The organism is Pseudomonas azadiae (assembly GCF_019145355.1).
Lineage (GTDB): Bacteria > Pseudomonadota > Gammaproteobacteria > Pseudomonadales > Pseudomonadaceae > Aquipseudomonas > Aquipseudomonas azadiae.
The window spans coordinates 1,899,550-1,917,799 of sequence record NZ_JAHSTY010000002.1 but is presented as its reverse complement, the minus strand read 5'-3'; the positions used below and the strand labels follow the sequence as shown (position 1 = coordinate 1,917,799).

The window sequence follows — 18,250 nt, the reverse complement described above, 5'->3', positions numbered from 1 at the left end:
GAGGGGTGCAGCCTGGTTTTCAGTGTGCCGATACCGATCAATCAGATCACCGAACCCGGTTCGTCGGCCTTTACATGTTGACGCCCGTCATGCGCGCCCGCGACGGTCAACGCGTCCGCCTCGGCTTCGGTGATGTAGATCCGCTCGGCCGCCAGTTCCACGTAGGACATGGATTTGTCGGTGTCGGTGGCGATATTGACCCGGGTCGCCGGCACGCTGTGTTCCTGGCCATCGTCATTAAGCACGAAGTAGCACAGTTGGTTTTCGATACGTAGGGGCATGCCGATCTCCTGTTTGATGGACCCTCGAATGTTAGGAAACAACGAAGCGCAGGGGTTCCAGGCAACTGACTGGCGGTCGCGAGTGTCCATTCATTACCTATTGATGACAGAGGAACGTTAATGGAAGCCTGGTTGCATGAAGCGTGGATAACCCTGCAGGCCGAATTTGCCGATATCGGCGACGCCAAGCAGCTCACCCAGATCACCGTGCGTCTGTTGATGGCTGCGATCCTGGGCGGCATTCTCGGCTTTGAACGCGAGAGCAAGGGCAAGGCCGCCGGGGTGCGCACCCATATGTTGGTGGCGCTGGGCGCGGCGCTGTTCGTGCTGGTGCCGCAGATGTCCGGTAACCAGGCGGATGCCATGAGCCGCGTGATGCAGGGCGTGATTGCCGGGATCGGCTTTCTGGGTGCTGGCACCATCATCAAGGGCAAGGATGACGACGAAGGCCATGTCAAAGGCCTGACCACCGCGGCGGGCTTGTGGATGACCGCTGCGATTGGGGTCTCGGCCGGGCTGGGCCGGGAATCGACAGCGGTACTGAGTACGTTGCTGGCGTTGGCGGTGTTCAGCGTGATGCCGAAAATCGTCAAGCGTTTCGAGAAGGACTGACGATCACCGGCGGCATTGTCGTCGGTGGTTCTTCGACCGGCGGGGGTTCGTTTCCGGGCGGTTCTTTTTCCGGAACCGGCGCCGGCTCGGTGGGCGGCAGGGTCGGGTTGTCGATATTCGGGTCCGGCGTTTCAGCCGGGATCGGGATATTCATCGGTGTGGCCTCCTTTGTGCTTTGCTCTGTGGGTGGACACCCACCGGGGCAAATTGATTCCCGCCCAATGGCGACACATCCACCTGAACTTTTAACCGCGGCGCAAGCTCGGACCTATAAGCGGCCCAGCTCTGGGAGAGTGTGGCCGTACCAGAATTCGGATCAAGCAAAGAGCGTCCATAGGGCGTAAGGGGAAGATGCTCGATGACTGCCCAGACACAGGTTCCAGAAAACTCCAGATTGCCGCTGTCCCAGGCCTTGTTGCTGCCCCGGATTGCGATCGAGAGCACCTCGCCCGTGATCGACGGTGGCGAGTTTGCGGTCAAGGCCGTGGTAGGCCAGCGCGTCACGGTCACCAGTAAAGTGTTCGCCGACGGTCATGACAAACTCGCCGTACTGATTCGCTGGCGACCGTTGCAGGACGAAAGCTGGCATAGCGTGGTGATGACCGATGTCGGTAACAACGGCTGGGAAGGCGCGTTCACCGTGTCCCAGCAAGGCCCCCACGAATATTGCATTGAGGCCTGGATCGATACCTTCGCCAGCTTTTGCTACGAGCTGCGCAAGAAGCACGAAGCCGGCGTGCCGGTCAGCCTGGAGCTGCAGGAAGGGCGCAGCCTGGTGTTGCAAGCCGCCGAGCGCAGCGACAATGAACTGCGCGACCGGCTGATGCTGCTGCACCACGAACTGTCGGGCCTGCTGGAAACCGAGCAGGTTGCGCAGTTCCTGCACGAAGACAGTGCGCACCTGATGACCCAGGCCGATCATCGCGCCTACCTGAGCGTGAGCCCCGCCTATCCGATCGATGTGGAGCGCGAGGCTGCGCTGTTTGCCAGTTGGTACGAGCTGTTCCCACGCTCGATCACTGACGATCCTGCACGCCACGGCACCTTCAATGACGTGCATGCGCGGCTGCCGATGATCCATGACATGGGGTTCGACGTGCTGTACTTCCCGCCGATCCATCCGATCGGGCGCAGCCACCGCAAGGGCAAGAACAACTCACTGACCGCCGGCCCCGATGATCCGGGCAGCCCGTATGCGATTGGCAGCGAGGAGGGCGGTCATGAGGCCATCCACCCGCAACTGGGCAGCCGTGATGACTTCCGGCGCCTGGTCCAGGCCGCCGCCGACCATGGCCTGGAAATCGCCCTGGACTTCGCCATCCAGTGCTCCCAGGACCACCCATGGCTCCAGGAGCATCCGGGCTGGTTCAACTGGCGCCCGGACGGCACGATCAAATACGCCGAGAACCCGCCGAAAAAATACCAGGACATCGTCAACGTCGATTTTTATGCGGCGGACGCAATCCCAGGCCTTTGGACCGAGTTGCGCGACGTCGTGGTGGGCTGGGTCGAGGAGGGCGTGAAGACCTTTCGCGTGGACAATCCCCACACCAAGCCGCTGCCCTTCTGGCAATGGCTGATCAGCGATGTGCGGGCCAAATACCCTGAGGTGATCTTCCTGGCCGAAGCGTTCACCACGCCGGCGATGATGGCGCGGCTGGGCAAGGTCGGCTATTCCCAGAGCTACACCTATTTCACCTGGCGCAATACCAAGGCCGAGTTGAGCGAATACCTGACGCAGTTGAACGAGTCGCCGTGGCGTGAATGCTACCGGCCGAATTTCTTCGTCAACACCCCGGACATCAACCCGGCGTTCCTGCACGAATCGGGGCGGCCCGGCTTCCTGATCCGTGCCGCGCTGGCCACCATGGGCTCGGGCCTTTGGGGCATGTATTCGGGGTTCGAGCTGTGCGAGGCCGCGCCGGTACCGGGTAAAGAGGAATACCTGAACTCGGAGAAGTACGAGATCCGCCCACGGGACTTCACCGCGCCCGGCAACATCATCGCCGAGATCGCCCAGCTCAACCGCATTCGCCGGCAGAACCCGGCGCTGCAGACGCACCTGGGCTTGAAGCTCTACAACGCCTGGAACGACAACATCCTGTACTTCGGCAAGCGCAGCGAAGATGGCAGCAACTTCATTCTGGTGGCGGTGAATCTGGATCCGTTCAATGCCCAGGAAGCGCATTTCGAGCTGCCGCTGTGGGAAATGGGCCTGCCGGATGATGCGCAGACACAGGGCGAAGACTTGATGAACGGCCATCGCTGGACCTGGTATGGCAAGACCCAGTGGACCCGCCTGGAGCCGCAGATGCCGTTTGGGATCTGGCGTATTACCACCTCTTAAGCTCACTGGAGATCAAAACTGTGGGAGCGGGCTTGCTCGCGAAGGCGGTGAATCAATCAATGAATTCGCTGGCTGGCACACCGCTTTCGCGAGCAAGCCCGCTCCCACATTGACCGTGTTTCTTCAGTTCCAGTATTCCAGGAGTTTTCCAATGGCTAAGAAGCCTAACGCTGCCACCTTTATCAAAGACCCGCTCTGGTACAAGGACGCGGTGATCTACCAGGTTCACGTCAAATCCTATTTCGACTCCAACAACGACGGTATCGGTGACTTTCCCGGCCTGATCGCCAAGCTCGACTACATCGCCGACCTGGGCGTGAACACCATCTGGCTCTTGCCGTTCTATCCCTCGCCACGCCGCGACGATGGCTATGACATCGCCGAATACCGGGGCGTGCACAGCGACTACGGGACCATGGCCGACGCCAAGCGTTTTATCGCCGAAGCACATAGGCGCGGTCTGCGCGTGATCACCGAACTGGTCATCAACCACACCTCCGACCAGCATCCCTGGTTCCAGCGTGCGCGCAAGGCCAAGCCCGGCTCGGCGGCGCGGGATTTCTATGTGTGGTCGGATGACGACCAGAAATACGACGGCACCCGCATCATCTTTCTCGACACCGAGAAGTCCAACTGGACCTGGGACCCGGTTGCCGGCCAATACTTCTGGCACCGTTTCTACTCGCACCAGCCCGACCTCAACTTTGACAATCCGCAGGTGATGAAGGCGGTGCTCAGCGTGATGCGCTATTGGTTGGACATGGGCATCGACGGCCTGCGCCTGGATGCCATCCCCTACCTGATCGAACGCGACGGCACCAACAACGAAAACCTTGCCGAAACCCACGACGTACTCAAGCAAATCCGCGCCGAGATCGACGCCAACTACCCGGACCGCATGTTGCTGGCCGAAGCCAACCAGTGGCCGGAAGACACCCAGATGTACTTCGGTGACAAAAAGGGCGACGACGGCGACGAATGCCACATGGCGTTCCACTTCCCGCTGATGCCGCGCATGTACATGGCGCTGGCCCAGGAAGACCGCTTCCCGATCACCGACATCCTGCGCCAGACCCCGGAGATTCCCGCCAATTGCCAGTGGGCGATCTTCCTGCGCAACCACGATGAACTGACCCTGGAAATGGTCACCGACAAAGAACGTGATTACCTGTGGAACTACTACGCCGCCGACCGCCGCGCGCGCATCAACCTGGGCATCCGCCGGCGCCTGGCGCCGTTGATGGAGCGTGACCGTCGCCGTGTCGAATTGCTCAACAGCCTGCTGCTGTCGATGCCGGGCACGCCGACCCTGTACTACGGCGATGAAATCGGCATGGGCGATAACATCTACCTTGGCGACCGCGATGGCGTGCGCACGCCGATGCAGTGGTCCATCGACCGCAACGGCGGCTTCTCGCGCGCCGACCCGGCCAGCCTGGTGCTGCCGCCGATCATGGACCCGTTGTACGGCTACCTGTCGGTCAACGTCGAGACCCAGACCCAGGACCCGCATTCGCTGCTCAACTGGACGCGCCGCATGTTGGCGGTGCGCAAGCAGTCCAAGGCATTTGGCCGCGGCAGCCTGAAAATGCTCTCGCCGAGCAACCGACGCATCCTGGCGTATACCCGCGAGTACACCGCGCCGGATGGCCACACTGAAATCATCCTGTGCGTGGCCAACGTGTCACGCAGTGCCCAGGCGGCCGAGCTGGACCTGTCGGCGTTCGCCGGCATGGTGCCGGTGGAGATGCTGGGGGGCAACGCCTTCCCCCCGATCGGTCAGTTGAGTTTCCTGCTGACCCTGGCGCCCTATGGCTTTTACTGGTTTGTATTGGCGGCGGAGAATCAAATGCCCAGCTGGCACGTGGAACCTGTTCAAGGCATGCCCGACTTCACCACTCTGGTGCTGAAAAAGCGCCTGGAAGAGTTGCTGGACGAGCCGTGCCGCACCACCCTGGAGTCGACCACATTGCCCACCTGGCTGCCCAATCGGCGCTGGTTCGCGGGCAAGGATACGGCGATCGACAGCGTACATATCGCTTACGGCGTGCGCTTTGGCGACGCCCAGCACCCGGTATTGCTCAGCGAGCTGGCGGTCACCGCGGGTGGCCAGGTCAGCCGTTATCAATTGCCGTTTGGCTTCCTTGCCGAAGATCAGTTCACCAGCGCATTGCCGCAACAACTGGCCATGGCCCGGGTGCGCCGAGCACGGGAAGTGGGCCTGGTCACCGATGCGTTCAGCCTTGAGCCGTTTATCCGCTCGGTGATCCAGGGCCTGCTCGCGGGCACTGTGCTCACCTCCACTGACGGTGATCTGCGCTTTGAAGCCACCTCGCACCTGACCGACCTGCAATTGAAGGACGACTTTGCGGTGCGCTACCTGTCCGCCGAACAGTCCAACAGCTCGGTGGTCGTGGGCGAGAGCCTGGTGCTCAAGTTGATCCGTAAAGTCAGCGCCGGCGTGCACCCGGAGCTGGAAATGAGCGCCTACCTGACCGACGCCGATTACCCGAACATTTCGCCGTTGATGGGGGCTGTGGTTCGCCGCGACGCCGAAGGCCAGGACAACCTGCTGATGATCGCCCAGGGTTACCTGAGCAATCAGGGCGACGCCTGGAGCTGGACCCAGAACAACCTGGAACGCGCCATCCGCGACGAATTGGCTGAGGCACTTTCCGAGCAGGAGCAGCACTACAACGCCTTGGGCGAACTGAAGGATTTCGCCGGGTTGCTCGGCCAGCGCCTGGGCGAAATGCACCTGGTGCTCGGTGCACAGACCACCAATGCGGACTTCAAACCCGAAGTCACCAGCGCCAAGGACACCCAGGCGTGGGCCAAGGATGTCGGCGCTCAGCTCGACCGGGCGTTGCAACTGCTCAAACTTAACCAAGCGCAATTGAACGCAGCCGATCAAGCGTTGGTCAGTGACTTACTGGCGCAGAAAAAGGCGATTGCCGGGCATGTCCAGGCGTTGGCCAAAGCTACCGCAGGCGGGCTGCGCATCCGCGTCCACGGCGATTTGCACCTGGGCCAGGTATTGGTAGTGAAGGGCGATGCCTACCTGATCGACTTTGAGGGTGAGCCGGCGCGGCCACTGCACGAGCGACGTGGCAAGCACAGCCCGTACAAAGACGTGAGCGGTGTGCTGCGTTCGTTTGATTACGCGGCGGCCATGGCCCTGAACGTACAAGGCGTGGACCACTCGCCCGAAGCGGACCAGGCGCGCCGACGCGTCACCGACCGCTACCTGAAGGAAGCACGCCAGGCCTTTATCCAGGCTTATCAGGCGGCTACGGCTACACTGGCGCATGACTGGCAGGATGCCAACGGCCAGGACGCGGCGCTGACCTTGTTCAGCCTGGAGAAGGCCGCGTATGAAGTGGCCTACGAAGCGGAAAACCGCCCGACCTGGTTGCCGGTGCCCCTGCAAGGGTTGCACGGACTGTTGTGCGGGCTTGCACCTATATCGAAAACTGTACGCGGTGGGGAAACGTCATGAGCTTTACACATAAAGAACCGCTGCAACCGAAGTTGACAGCATTGCCGGCGTCCAAGGACGTCGAAGCGCTGGTACGCGCCGAACACCACGACCCATTCTCGATCCTCGGGCCGCACGATGATGAACACGGCGGCCAATTCATCCGCGCGTTCCTGCCGGAGGCCTTGAGCGTCCAGGTGCTGGCGCGTGACAGCGGCGAGCAGATCGGCAGCCTGGACGCGAGCCAGGTGCCGGGGTTGTTCGTCGGACACTTCTCGAGCCGCCAGCCGTACCTGCTGAAAATCCAGTGGGCCGGGGGCGAGCAGATCACCGAAGACCCTTACAGCTTCACTCAACTGTTACTGGGTGAGATGGACCTGTACCTGTTCGCCGAAGGCAATCACCGCGACCTCAGCAGTTGCCTGGGCGCCCAAGTGACCAGTGTCGACGGCGTGCAGGGCGTACGTTTCGCCGTATGGGCGCCGAATGCGCGGCGCGTGTCGGTGGTGGGCGACTTCAATGTCTGGGACGGCCGTCGGCATCCGATGCGCCTGCGTCATCCTTCCGGCGTCTGGGAGATCTTTATCCCACGCCTGCAACCGGGCGCGGCCTACAAGTACGAGATTTTGGGTGCCCATGGGATCCTGCCGCTCAAGGCCGATCCGATGGCGCTCGCCACCCAGATGCCGCCGGACACTGCGTCCAAGGTCGCCGCGCCTCTGCAGGTGGACTGGCAAGACCATGAATGGATGCAGGCACGGGTTGAAAAGCAAAAAAGCACGGCGCCGCTGTCGATCTACGAGCTGCACGTGGGGTCCTGGCAGTGCGAGCTGGACGAAGCGGGCGAGGTGGCGCGGCAATACAACTGGCGCGAACTGGCCGAACGCCTGGTGCCCTATGTGCAGCAACTGGGTTTCACCCACGTCGAGCTGATGCCGATCATGGAGCACCCGTTCGGCGGTTCCTGGGGCTACCAGGCGCTGTCGCAATTCGCGCCCACGGCGCGGTTCGGTTCGCCGGAAGATTTCGCGTATTTCATCAATGCCCTGCACCAGGCCGACATCGGCGTGATCCTTGACTGGGTGCCGGCGCATTTCCCCACCGATACCCACGGCCTGGCGCAGTTCGACGGCACCGCGCTGTATGAATATGCCAACCCGTTGGAAGGCTTCCATCAGGACTGGGACACGCTGATCTACAACCTGGGCCGCACCGAAGTGCATGGCTACATGCTGGCTTCGGCCCTGCACTGGCTCAAGCACTTCCACATCGACGGGCTGCGCGTGGACGCCGTGGCGTCGATGCTTTATCGCGATTATTCACGCAAGGCCGGGGAATGGGTGCCTAACCGCCACGGCGGCCGCGAGAACCTTGAAGCCATTGAGTTCCTGCGCCACTTGAACGACGTGGTGGCCCTGGAGGCGCCCGGCGCGCTGGTGATCGCCGAGGAATCCACCGCCTGGCCGGGTGTGAGCCAGCCGACGCAACAGGGCGGCCTGGGCTTCAATTACAAGTGGAACATGGGCTGGATGCACGATTCCCTGCACTACATCCAGCAGGACCCGGTGTACCGCGCCCACCATCACAACGAGTTGAGCTTCGGCCTGGTGTATGCCTGGTCCGAGCGTTTCATCTTGCCGATCTCCCACGACGAAGTGGTGCACGGCAAGCATTCGCTGATCGACAAGATGCCGGGCGACCGCTGGCAGAAGTTTGCCAACCTGCGCGCCTACCTGGCGTTCATGTGGATGCACCCCGGCAAGAAGCTGCTGTTCATGGGCTGCGAATTCGGCCAATGGCGCGAGTGGAACCACGACCAGCAGTTGGACTGGTACCTGCTGCAGTATCAGGAGCACCAGGGGGTGCAAAAGCTGGTGGGCGACTTGAACCGCCTGTACCGCGAGGAACCTGCGTTGCATGAGCAGGATGACGCGCCGCAGGGCTTCCAGTGGCTGATCGGCGACGACGCGGTCAACAGCGTGTATGCCTGGCTGCGCTGGAGCAAGGATGGCAAGCCGGTGCTGGTGGTGGCCAACTTCACCCCGGTGCCGCGTGAGGCCTATACGGTCGGCGTGCCTTTCGCCGGGCGCTGGAGCGAAGTCATCAACAGTGATGCCGAGATGTATGCGGGTTCCAATTACGGCAATGGCGGCGAAGTGTTTACCCTGGATGAGCCACGCCATGGGCAACCGGTGTCGCTGTCGTTGAACGTGCCGCCGCTTGGGGTGCTGATTCTACGGCCGGAACCGCTCTAAAGGCTCTACCGCGCTGGATTCTGTTGTCCGCGCTACTGGCAGGGTGCCACAATGGCGCCTTTGTCGTGGCAGTCGGATCAGGCGGATCTCATGAGTGGCCTTGGGCGTGGGCAGGATCAGGATTGCTTTATCGAGGAGCAGGTGCGAACTGACCGTTTGCACCAGCTGTTCCGGCAGTCTTTCGCCGCCATTTTCGGCAGCTACATCGCCGCGGTGATGCTGTGCTGGTTGTGCTGGGACCGCTTTGACCGCCAGGTCATCCTGGTCTGGCTGCTGGTACTGGCAGGGTCATCACTGTTGCGCGTGAAGATGTTCGTGGAGTGGTTCCGCTGCCCCGAGGCCGAGCGCACGCCAAGGCGTTGGGAGCGTCGCTACTGGACCACGCTGATGCTCTCGGCCGGCATCTGGGGCCTCGGCGCCCTGGCGGTGATGCCCACCGACGACCGCTTGTCCCAGGCGCTGGTCATGCTGTTTACCGTGGGCATGTCGGTCGCCGCGGTCTCGTGCTACTCGGCGTATCGCTATATGACGCTGACCTCCATGGGCCTGGTGCTGTTGCCGTGCACTTTGTGGTTATTGCTTCAGCCCTCATCGATGCAAGTCGGCCTGGCGGTTGCGGTGCTGGTGTTTTCGACCTTCGTGTTCAGTGCCACGCACAAGCTGTCCGATGCGTTGGAGAAGGCGTTTCGCCTGACCCGGCAAATGGAGCGTGCGCATACCATTTCCACGCGCGCCGCACAGACCGATGAGCTCACCGGCCTGATGAATCGTCGCGCATTTTTCGAGCATGCCCAGGTGCTGTACGACCGCTGCCGTCACCACCAGCAACCGTTGTGCGCACTGATGCTGGACATGGATCACTTCAAGGCAATCAACGACACCTATGGCCATCAGGCCGGGGACCAGGTACTGCGCCAGATCGGCGGGGTGATCACGGCCTCGTTCCGCCAGGCCGATGTCTACGGCCGGCTGGGCGGCGAAGAGTTTGCGGTGTTGCTGCCCAATACCTCACTGGAAACCGCGCGGGCGATTGCCGAACAACTGGTCAAGGCGATTGCCGGCCTCGCCTGCGAACCGGTGCATGGGTTGAGCGCCAGCCTCGGCGTGGCGCACACCGATGCCCAGGATCAAGACCTGCACGGCCTGATGAACACCGCCGACCAGGCGCTGTACCGCGCCAAGGCCCTGGGCCGCAATCAGGTGTCGGTGGCGGCCGAGTAGAGCTGAGTCCAAGGCGCCCTGAGCTTTAATGCGTGTCGAGCCCAGAGGCTTCGAAGGTGGCGGCATTGCTGGCATTTTCATCGCCTGACACCGCGCTTTCGCAGCCTCGCTAAAGCTCGACAGCTCCCACAGGGTTCGGCTGTGTTGCTTGGATTTGCGGCTTAGCGCCTGGGCGCCATTTTCAGCAGCACCGCAGCTCAACTGTGGGAGCTGTCGAGCCCCGGCGAGGCTGCGAAGGCGGCGGAACTGCTGGCATTATCTTCGCCTGACAGTCCGCTATCGCTGCCTCGCTAAAGCTCGACAGCTCCCACAGGGATCGGCTGTGTGGGTTGCATTTGCGGTTGTGGCTGCGGGCGCTTTCTCAGCAGCACCGCAGCTCAACTGTGGGAGCTGTCGAGCCCCAGCGAGGCTGCGAAGGCGGCGGAACTGCTGGCATTTTCTTCGCCTGACACTGCGCTATCGCAGCCTCGCTAAAGCTCGACAGCTCCCACAGGGATCGGCTGTGTGGGTTGCATTGCGGTGTGGCTGCGGGCGCTTTCTCAGCAGCACCTCGGCTCAACTGTGGGAGCTGTCGAGCCCCGGCGAGGCTGCGAAGGCGGCGGAACTGCTGGCATTTTCTTCGCCTGACAGTCCGCTATCGCAGCCTCGCTAGAGCTCGAGAGCTCCCACAGGGATCGGCTGTGTGGGTTGCATTTTCGGTGTGGCTGCGGGCGCTTTCTCAGCAGCGCCGCAGCTCAACTGTGGGAGCTGTCGAGCCCCGGCGAGGCTGCGAAGGCGGCGGCATTGCTGGCATTTTATTCGCCTGACACTGCGCTATCCCTGCCTCGCTAAAGCTCGACAGCTCCCACAGGGTTCGGCTGTGTGGGTTCCTTGAGCATCGCCTTGGCCAGCGCCCGTGCGACTTGGTCGGCGGAGTAGGGCTTGGGCAGAAACTCGAACCCTTCGTAGCCGCTGTCGGCCAGCTCTTCGCTGTAGCCGGAAGTGAGCACCACCGGCAAATCCGGACGGCGTTCACGCAGTAGTTTGGCCATCGCCACCCCGGTCATGCCCGGCATCACCACATCGGAAAAAATCCCATCGAACGCCAGGGCATCCGCACCGGCCAGGGCGAGCGCCTGTTCGGCATTCGTGGCCCACGTGGTCTGGTAACCCAGGTCCTGCAGGATCTGGTTGGCGAAGCGGCCCACTTCCAGGTTGTCTTCCACGATCAGCACATGGTGCTGCGTCGTGTCCTGGATCGCTGGCGGGTCTTCCTGGGTGTGCGGGTGCTGCGTTGCCTGCGGCGCCACTTCGGGCAGGTACAGGGTAAATACCGCGCCCTGGCCCGGCTGGCTGGCCACATCAACGTTGCCACCGGACTGCTTGGCGAACCCGAATACCTGAGACAACCCCAACCCGGTGCCTTTGCCGACCGCCTTGGTGGTGAAGAACGGCTCGAAAATACGCTCGAAGGTATCAGCCGCGATACCGTTGCCGGTATCGGTGAGCGAGATGCTCACAAACGGTTGATGGGCCGCTTTATCGCCACGGATGCGCGGCATCCCTTCAACTTTGTCGACGCGCAACGTCAGGGTGCCTTGGCCGTCCATCGCATCCCGGGCGTTCAGGGCAATATTGATCAGCGCGGTCTCGAACTGGCTGGCGTCGACGCGCACATGGCAAGGGTGCTCGGGCAGTTGCACCTGCACATGGATGCGGGCGCCGGTGACGCTTTCGAGCATCTCGCCGATGTTCTGGACCCGCTGGCCGGCGTCGAAGATCTGCGGGTTCAGCGGCTGGCGCCGGGCGAAGGCGAGCAGTTGGCTGGTGAGTTTGCTGGCGCGCTCGACGGTGTCGGAAACGGCGCCCATATACCGTTGGCGCCGCTGCTCGGAAAGCCCCGGCTGGCGCAGGAAGTCCACCGAAGAACGAATGATGGTCAACAGGTTGTTGAAGTCATGGGCCACGCCGCCGGTCAATTGGCCAATGGCTTCAAGCTTCTGGGACTGGCGCAACGCGGCTTCGGCTTCGGTGAGCGCGGTGGTGCGCTCCTGCACCCGCTGTTCCAGGGTCGCATTCAGTTCGGTGAAGGCGGCGAGGCCTTCGCGCACGGCGGCGTCGGCACGCACTCGCTCGATATGGGCCCAGGAGCGTTCAGTGACTTCGCCCACCAGCGCCAGGTCATAAGGCGACCAGGCCCGGGCGGCTTTGTGGTGCACCGACATCAGGGCCGTCAGGCGGCCACCCTTGATCAGCGGGAAGCACACCGTCGCCAGCGCCCCCAGTGCCTGGTAGCTGGCGGCCTGCTCGGGCGGGAATTCGACGCGGTTGTCCTGCACCACCAGCGGCGCGCCCGCGCGCAACTGCTGCACCGCACGGGCGCCGAAGGCTGCCAGGCTATAGCGGCCCACAACACTCGGCGAGCCGGGCGCCGCCCAGTTGCCGCGAACGGTAAAACCGTCTTCGTCGGCGTCCATGTCGGCGTAGGCGCAATTGGACACGTTCAGGTGCTCGGCCAGCAGGCGCGTGGTGGTGGACATGATGCTGGCGGCATCGGTGGCGTTGGCCACGGCGCTGCCGATGGCGTCCAGCACGGCCAGGCGGCGGTTGAGGAACACGGTGGCGGTGGTTTCAGTGACGGTGTCGAGCATGCCCACGACCTTGCCCTGAGGGTCGCGGATGGGGCTGTAGCAGAAGGTGAAATACGCTTGTTCGGGCCCCATGCCGCGCTCGATCAGCAGGGGGAAATTCTCGATATAGGTGGCGTGGCCTTCGAACGCGGCGTTGGCGATAGGCCCGATCTCGGCCCAGGCTTCGCTCCAGATTCTGCTGAACGGACGCCCCAACGCATAGGGCTTGTCACCCAGGATCGGACTGAACGCGTCGTTGTAGAGCGTGATCAGTTGCGGCCCCCAGACGATGGCCTGGGGGAAACTTGAGGCAAAGCACAGCGCGGCTGTGGTCTTGAGCACATCCGGCCACTGCTCCAGCGGCCCCAGAGGCGTATTCGCCCAGTCATGCTGGCGCACCCGCTCAGCCATGTCGCTGCTACTTTGCAGCCAATTCATCATTGCAAAAACACCTTGTTAACCACGGTCTTGTCGGTTGCCTGTCGGCTCAGGCTGCCAAGCTACAGACCGGGTTGGCGGCCATCGGTTCCGGGATAATTATCCATGAGATGGCTATATGATATCTCGTTCACAGGAGTGAATTTGCAAGGGCCATTATTGCGCGCCGAAAACCGCTGTCCAGTAAATCCCCGCATCGCTCTTCGGGTCCATGGCGTACGCCGCGCCCAGTTCGCGAAATTGCGGGTTCATCAGGTTGGCGCAGTGGCCGGGGCTGGCCAGCCAGCCGTCGACGACCTTGCGCGGTGTATCCAGGCCCGCGGCGATGTTTTCGCCAATGTTTTTTGCGATATACCCGGCCAGTTCGGCGCGATCGCCGGGGGTCCGCCCGTCGTGGTCGAGGTGGTCGAAGAAGTTGCCGTTGGCCATGTTGCGCGTGTGGCTGTTGGCGGCGCCGGCCAGGTCGTCATTCCAGGACAGGGGCGTGGTCGCGGTAAACGCCTGGGTGCCGCACTGGCGCGGTTGCGCGCGGGCGGTGTTGATCAGGTTGAGCAGTTGCTTGCCTTCGGTCTGCCAATCGCCCAGGCCGCTGGTGAGCAGCGGGCGGGCGAGCACGATGCGCCAGTCCTGGCCGCTGTTGCTCACGCCGATATCGACGAATTGCGGGTCCAGCACCACGCGGCAGAAGCTTTCGCGCACCGCCTTCATGGCTGACTGTGCATCCTTGGGCCCGGACAGGCTGATGGCCTGCACGTTGACCATCGGGTAGGCGGCCCGCGCCAGTGCCTGCTGCAAATCGCCCGCATTGTTGGCCGGCAGCACCAACCGCGTATCGCTGGCCAGCGGTGGCAGTTCCTGGGAACCCTGGTCGCCGCAGCGTTGGACCTGGCTGCGGTAGTGGTTGATCTGTTCTACCAACTGACTTTCTTCATTCGCCATCGCGCTGGCGCAGAACACCAGGCTGGCGGCCAGCGTCGTAAGACCCATCATCAATGACAGAACGCGCATGGACGTTACCCTTGAGCTTGAAAGTGCCCATGATGCGCGATGTAACCCGGTCTGGCGCAACGCCTTTTTTGTTTTTTTGCCTCAACGGGTGTTCTGCGGGGCATCAGCGGCAGGGGTGCGGCCACATGCCATTATCCCGGCCCGCGCGCTGCAGCAGGTACAATCGCCGCTGCCTTGATGCCAAGCCCAGGAATTTGCATGTTCAGCCTTACCCGCTACACCACACCGTGCCCCGAGCCTGTCAATGCCCAGATCCTGCAGATGGTAGTGGATAACCTCACCGACATCAGCAGCGTGGCACTGCCGCCGAGCAACCTGCTGTACAACCTTTACCAGTACGCCATCGGTTTTGAGGTGCACTTGTACCTGGAGGCGCTGGACGGTTCGAAGGGCATTGCCGTTGAACTGGTCGTGGCGATGGACGAAGAAAAACTGCTCGGCTTTTGCCTGTATCTGCCGGTGAAGGATGATCCTCAAGCCTGCGGCATCGCGTTCATGGCGGTACAGGCCGGTTTCCGGCGCCAGGGCGTGGCACGCCGGATGATGCAGGACGTACTGGCCCGCTACCCGCATGCCGAGCTGGCGTGCGCGGTGGAGCAGGTTCCGGCATTCGAAGCCATGGGCTTTAAGCTACGCGGCGCGCGCGGCACCCAGGTACTGATGAATACCCGCGACTACGGCACCGATGGGCTGATGGGCGTGCTCGATGTAGCGGCGATCTACAGCTCGTTGGAGGTGCGGCAGATTCATACGTACCTGCTGCAAAAACACGGCAAGCGCGCCATGGTGGATGCCGAGAAACAGCGCGATCGGCATCTCGATCAGTTGGCGCGCAAGGTCCAGCTGTTTATCGCCGCGCGTTAGTCTCTGCCAAGGTCTGTAGTGAGCGGGCTTGTCGAATCGTCGCACCGCCCGCGCTGGGTGGCGAAGCCGCCCCAAACAAGGCGACACGGTTTTATCTGTAGCTCGGCGGTGACTGGATTAGGGCGGCTTCGCCACCCAACGCGGGGCAAGCCCGCTCACTACAGGCATGCGCGGTTGACCATTGCCAGGATGGTTTCCAGCAGCTCTTGCTGCGCCTCCTCACGGCTGATCTCGCCGCTGGCCGCTGCCTGGGACAGCGCTTCTGCCGCGCCCAGCATAGCCCGCAGTCCGGCCTGGGAGACGCGGCCAAAGGGCGACAAGGCAGCGCGGCACTTGTCGAGGAAGATCACCTCGTACTCGCGCTTGAGGCTTTCCAGTTCCGGTGAGCTGCTCAGTGCTGCAATCACCCCCGGAATTTCCCGGCCCTGTAACAATACACACTCCACATATGAAGCGGCGATTACCCAGGCCCGATCCTCAAGGGTCGCGCCGCTGGCTTCGATGCGCTCGCTGAACACGCGGTCCTGGCGCGCATCGAAGTCCTGGTACAGCGCCGCCAGCAACCCGGCACGGGTGACGAAATGGTCGTAGACCACGGGCTTGGTCACGCCCGCCAACTCCGCCAGGCGGCCTAGGGTGAGGGCTTCGGTGCCTTCATCGCGCACCAGTTGCCAGGCCACGTCCAGCAATTGACGCAGGCGATCTTCACGGGAGAGGCGACGACGTGGGGTGGGGGCTGAAGTGCTTGACATGCTTATATACCAAAAGTAACTTACTAATCGTAACTTAAGCCAAGCCTAACCCCAAACGGAGTCAATGTCATGCACGCACTGATCGTTGTCGCTCATCACGACCCGCAATCTCTCACTCACAGTGTGGTCACGCAGGTGGCCGCCGGGCTTGCCGCAGCGGGACACACCTTCGACATCGCCGACATTGCCGCCGAAGGTTTCGACCCGCGCTACACCGCCGCTGACCACCAGGTACACCGCACCCGCGCCACGCCACCCGCCGACGTGCTCGCCGAACAGGCACGCGTCGACCGCGCCGACGCCCTGGTGCTAGCGTTTCCGATCTACTGGTGGTCGCTGCCGGGCCTGCTCAAAGGCTGGATCGACCGCGTATTCGTCAACGGCTGGGCCATCGAGTACGGTCCCGATACCCCGGTGGTGAAAAAGCTCGGGCACTTGCCGGTGCACCTGCTGGCATTGGGCGCAGCCGATGACGATGCGTTTGATCGGCACGGTTATGCCAAGGCGATGCGCACGCAAATTGACTACGGCATCTTCGATTACTGTGGCGCGAAGGTGGTGACGTCCGAGTTGTTGCTGGACTCGGAAAGCGGCGGGGCGCAGGCGCATCTGCAAAAAGCCAGGGCTGTCGGCCAGGGTCTGTTCGGTGCCGAAACGCTCGCCGGTTGATTCAGCCTTCGCGAAACAGGTCGTGGGCGTCGAGCAAACGGTAGGCGATTTCCGGACGTTTCTCCAGGCCTCGACGGATCGCGGCCGGGATGGATTGGCGGGTCTTGCGGCACATGCCCGGCAGCGCGTCGATCACAATCTGGATCCCGCGCATGCTCTTGACCTCGGTGTGCCCTGGCGCGATATGCACGCGGATACCCAGCAGGTTGTACATGCGCTGTTGCATGTGTTGCAGGTCTTGCAGGCTTTTGAGGTCTTCGAGACGATCGAGCAGCTTCTTCTCCTCCTGACGCGTCAGGTTGAGGATGCGCAGGTCGGCTTCCGGGGCATCCAGCAGTCGTTCACGGTCGCAGACGCAGGCGCCGGGCGGGCAGGGTTGGCGAATAGTCATGTGCGTTGCCCCCCGTTCCGGCACCGTTGGATCAATAGCTCAACTGGACCCCAAGACTGCCCAATGCCTGCCAGTACCCAGGATAGGTCTTGGCCACGCAGTCCGGGTCCTGAATACGGATACCCGAGACCTTCAGCCCGGCCAGCGCAAAGCACATGGCGATGCGGTGGTCGGCATGGGTGTCGATCAGCGCGTTGCACGACGTGCCGGCCAGGGCAGGATCGCTGGCGACCAGCAAGTCGTCGCCTTCGATCGTCGCCAGGCCGGGGCGGATCTCATTCAAGCCGTCATGCAGCGCCTGCACGCGGTCGCATTCCTTGACCCGCAGGTTGGCCAGCTCAGTGAAACGCACCGGGGTGTTGTTGAACGCGGCGAGGACCGCCAAGGTCGGGATCGCGTCCTGCATTTGCGAGCCGACCACCGTGGCCGGCATGTTGGGAAACTGTGCGATCACGGCCTGGGCTTTCGCGTCGGGCTGGGTGAAATCCTGCGCGGCCACGCCGATGTCGATGCGGCCAGCGGTTAACACTTCAGCCGCCCACAGGTACGTCGCGGCGGAGGCGTCGGGTTCGATCAGGTAATCATGGGCGGTGTAGCCGGTAGCGGCCACACGCCAGGTGGTGTCGTCGACGGCTTCAACCTGGGCGCCGAAGGCACGCATGCAATCCAGGGTCAGGTCCACATAGCCACGGGCGCCGATGTCCTTGCCGGTCAGCGCCACTTCAATCGGGGCAACGCCTGCCGCGGCGAGCATCAGCAGGGCGGACACATATTGGCTGGACAAGCCACCGTCGATCTCAAAACGCGTGGCCCTGATCTTGCCCACGCCGTGCACGGTAACCGGCGGGCAGCCGCTGGGGCTGTCGACTTGGATACCGTTCTGGCCGAGGGCCGCGAGCAGCGGGCCGATCGGGCGTTTTTGCATGTAGTCGTCGCCGTCCAGCACGACAGTGCCTTCCACGGTGGCGACGGCTGCAGTGAGAAAGCGCATCGCGGTGCCGGCGTTGCCGAGGAACAGCGGCTGCGGCGGCAATTGCAGTTTGCCCTGACCGGTGACCACAAAAGTGGTGTCGTCCGGCTCGTCGATGGTTACGCCCATCTGGCGCAGGGCCACCGACATGTGGCGGGTGTCATCACTCTTGAGCGCACCGCTCAGGCGGCTGGTGCCCTTGGCCAGGGCCGCCAGCAACAAGGCGCGGTTGGTGATGGATTTGGAGCCGGGGGGCGCGACCTTGCCATTGAGCGGAAAGTTGGGCGGTGTCACGGTCACGGTTTTCTGCGAACTCAAGGTACAGGGCTCCTGATTCAAGGCAAGGTCTGCGGGC

Annotated in this window: 14 protein-coding genes; 7 read left to right on the top strand and 7 right to left on the bottom strand. The window is 62.7% G+C overall.

All coding sequences use genetic code 11. The features are described 5' to 3' along the window. Positions 1-41 precede the first annotated feature (41 nt). Positions 42-281 (bottom strand): DUF3203 family protein, encoded by a 240-nt coding sequence (locus KVG91_RS25075; protein ID WP_169375798.1) that lies wholly within the window; start codon positions 279-281, stop codon positions 42-44. Between the two features lie 120 nt (positions 282-401). On the opposite strand from KVG91_RS25075, the gene KVG91_RS25070 reads away from it, so the two are divergent. Continuing rightward, positions 402-893 (top strand): MgtC/SapB family protein, encoded by a 492-nt coding sequence (locus KVG91_RS25070; protein ID WP_169375799.1) that lies wholly within the window; start codon positions 402-404, stop codon positions 891-893. Here the strand turns inward: KVG91_RS25070 and KVG91_RS25065 are convergent. Then, on the bottom strand, positions 871-1,047 hold the full coding sequence (locus KVG91_RS25065) for a hypothetical protein (protein ID WP_169375800.1): 177 nt from the start codon (positions 1,045-1,047) through the stop codon (positions 871-873). The genes KVG91_RS25070 and KVG91_RS25065 overlap by 23 nt on opposite strands. A gap of 204 nt (positions 1,048-1,251) precedes the next feature. Here KVG91_RS25065 and KVG91_RS25060 point away from each other — a divergent pair, with 204 nt between their 5' ends. The 4 genes from KVG91_RS25060 (at position 1,252) to KVG91_RS25045 (ending at position 10,194) form a co-directional block, all read left to right on the top strand. Further along, the gene (locus tag KVG91_RS25060; protein ID WP_169375801.1) at positions 1,252-3,240 is read left to right on the top strand and encodes an alpha-1,4-glucan--maltose-1-phosphate maltosyltransferase; all 1,989 of its coding nucleotides are present in this window, start codon (positions 1,252-1,254) and stop codon (positions 3,238-3,240) included. Positions 3,241-3,391: 151 nt separating this feature from the next. Continuing rightward, positions 3,392-6,739 (top strand): maltose alpha-D-glucosyltransferase, encoded by a 3,348-nt coding sequence (gene treS / locus KVG91_RS25055; RefSeq protein WP_169375802.1) that lies wholly within the window; start codon positions 3,392-3,394, stop codon positions 6,737-6,739. Next, the gene (glgB, locus tag KVG91_RS25050; RefSeq protein ID WP_169375803.1) at positions 6,736-8,973 is read left to right on the top strand and encodes a 1,4-alpha-glucan branching protein GlgB; all 2,238 of its coding nucleotides are present in this window, start codon (positions 6,736-6,738) and stop codon (positions 8,971-8,973) included. The genes treS and glgB overlap by 4 nt, the downstream gene beginning before the upstream one ends. Before the next feature lie 51 nt (positions 8,974-9,024). After that, positions 9,025-10,194 (top strand): GGDEF domain-containing protein, encoded by a 1,170-nt coding sequence (locus tag KVG91_RS25045; RefSeq protein WP_169375804.1) that lies wholly within the window; start codon positions 9,025-9,027, stop codon positions 10,192-10,194. Positions 10,195-11,021: 827 nt separating this feature from the next. Here KVG91_RS25045 and KVG91_RS25040 read toward each other — a convergent pair. Continuing rightward, the gene (locus KVG91_RS25040) at positions 11,022-13,244 is read right to left on the bottom strand and encodes an ATP-binding protein (protein WP_169375805.1); all 2,223 of its coding nucleotides are present in this window, start codon (positions 13,242-13,244) and stop codon (positions 11,022-11,024) included. Positions 13,245-13,397: 153 nt separating this feature from the next. Continuing rightward, the gene (locus tag KVG91_RS25035) at positions 13,398-14,249 is read right to left on the bottom strand and encodes a CAP domain-containing protein (RefSeq protein ID WP_169375806.1); all 852 of its coding nucleotides are present in this window, start codon (positions 14,247-14,249) and stop codon (positions 13,398-13,400) included. Between the two features lie 198 nt (positions 14,250-14,447). On the opposite strand from KVG91_RS25035, the gene KVG91_RS25030 reads away from it, so the two are divergent. Further along, positions 14,448-15,113: a GNAT family N-acetyltransferase gene (locus KVG91_RS25030; RefSeq protein ID WP_169375807.1), complete on the top strand. Its 666-nt coding sequence runs from the start codon at positions 14,448-14,450 to the stop codon at positions 15,111-15,113. A gap of 158 nt (positions 15,114-15,271) precedes the next feature. Here KVG91_RS25030 and KVG91_RS25025 read toward each other — a convergent pair whose 3' ends face one another. Then, on the bottom strand, positions 15,272-15,865 hold the full coding sequence (locus tag KVG91_RS25025; RefSeq protein ID WP_169377130.1) for a TetR/AcrR family transcriptional regulator: 594 nt from the start codon (positions 15,863-15,865) through the stop codon (positions 15,272-15,274). A gap of 69 nt (positions 15,866-15,934) precedes the next feature. On the opposite strand from KVG91_RS25025, the gene KVG91_RS25020 reads away from it, so the two are divergent. Then, the gene (locus tag KVG91_RS25020; protein WP_169377131.1) at positions 15,935-16,534 is read left to right on the top strand and encodes an NAD(P)H-dependent oxidoreductase; all 600 of its coding nucleotides are present in this window, start codon (positions 15,935-15,937) and stop codon (positions 16,532-16,534) included. Between the two features lies 1 nt (position 16,535). Here the strand turns inward: KVG91_RS25020 and KVG91_RS25015 are convergent, their stop codons facing one another. Next, positions 16,536-16,925: a hypothetical protein gene (locus KVG91_RS25015; protein ID WP_169377132.1), complete on the bottom strand. Its 390-nt coding sequence runs from the start codon at positions 16,923-16,925 to the stop codon at positions 16,536-16,538. Positions 16,926-16,956: 31 nt separating this feature from the next. Then, positions 16,957-18,213: a 3-phosphoshikimate 1-carboxyvinyltransferase gene (locus tag KVG91_RS25010; protein WP_169377133.1), complete on the bottom strand. Its 1,257-nt coding sequence runs from the start codon at positions 18,211-18,213 to the stop codon at positions 16,957-16,959. Between the last annotated feature and the right edge of the window lie 37 nt (positions 18,214-18,250).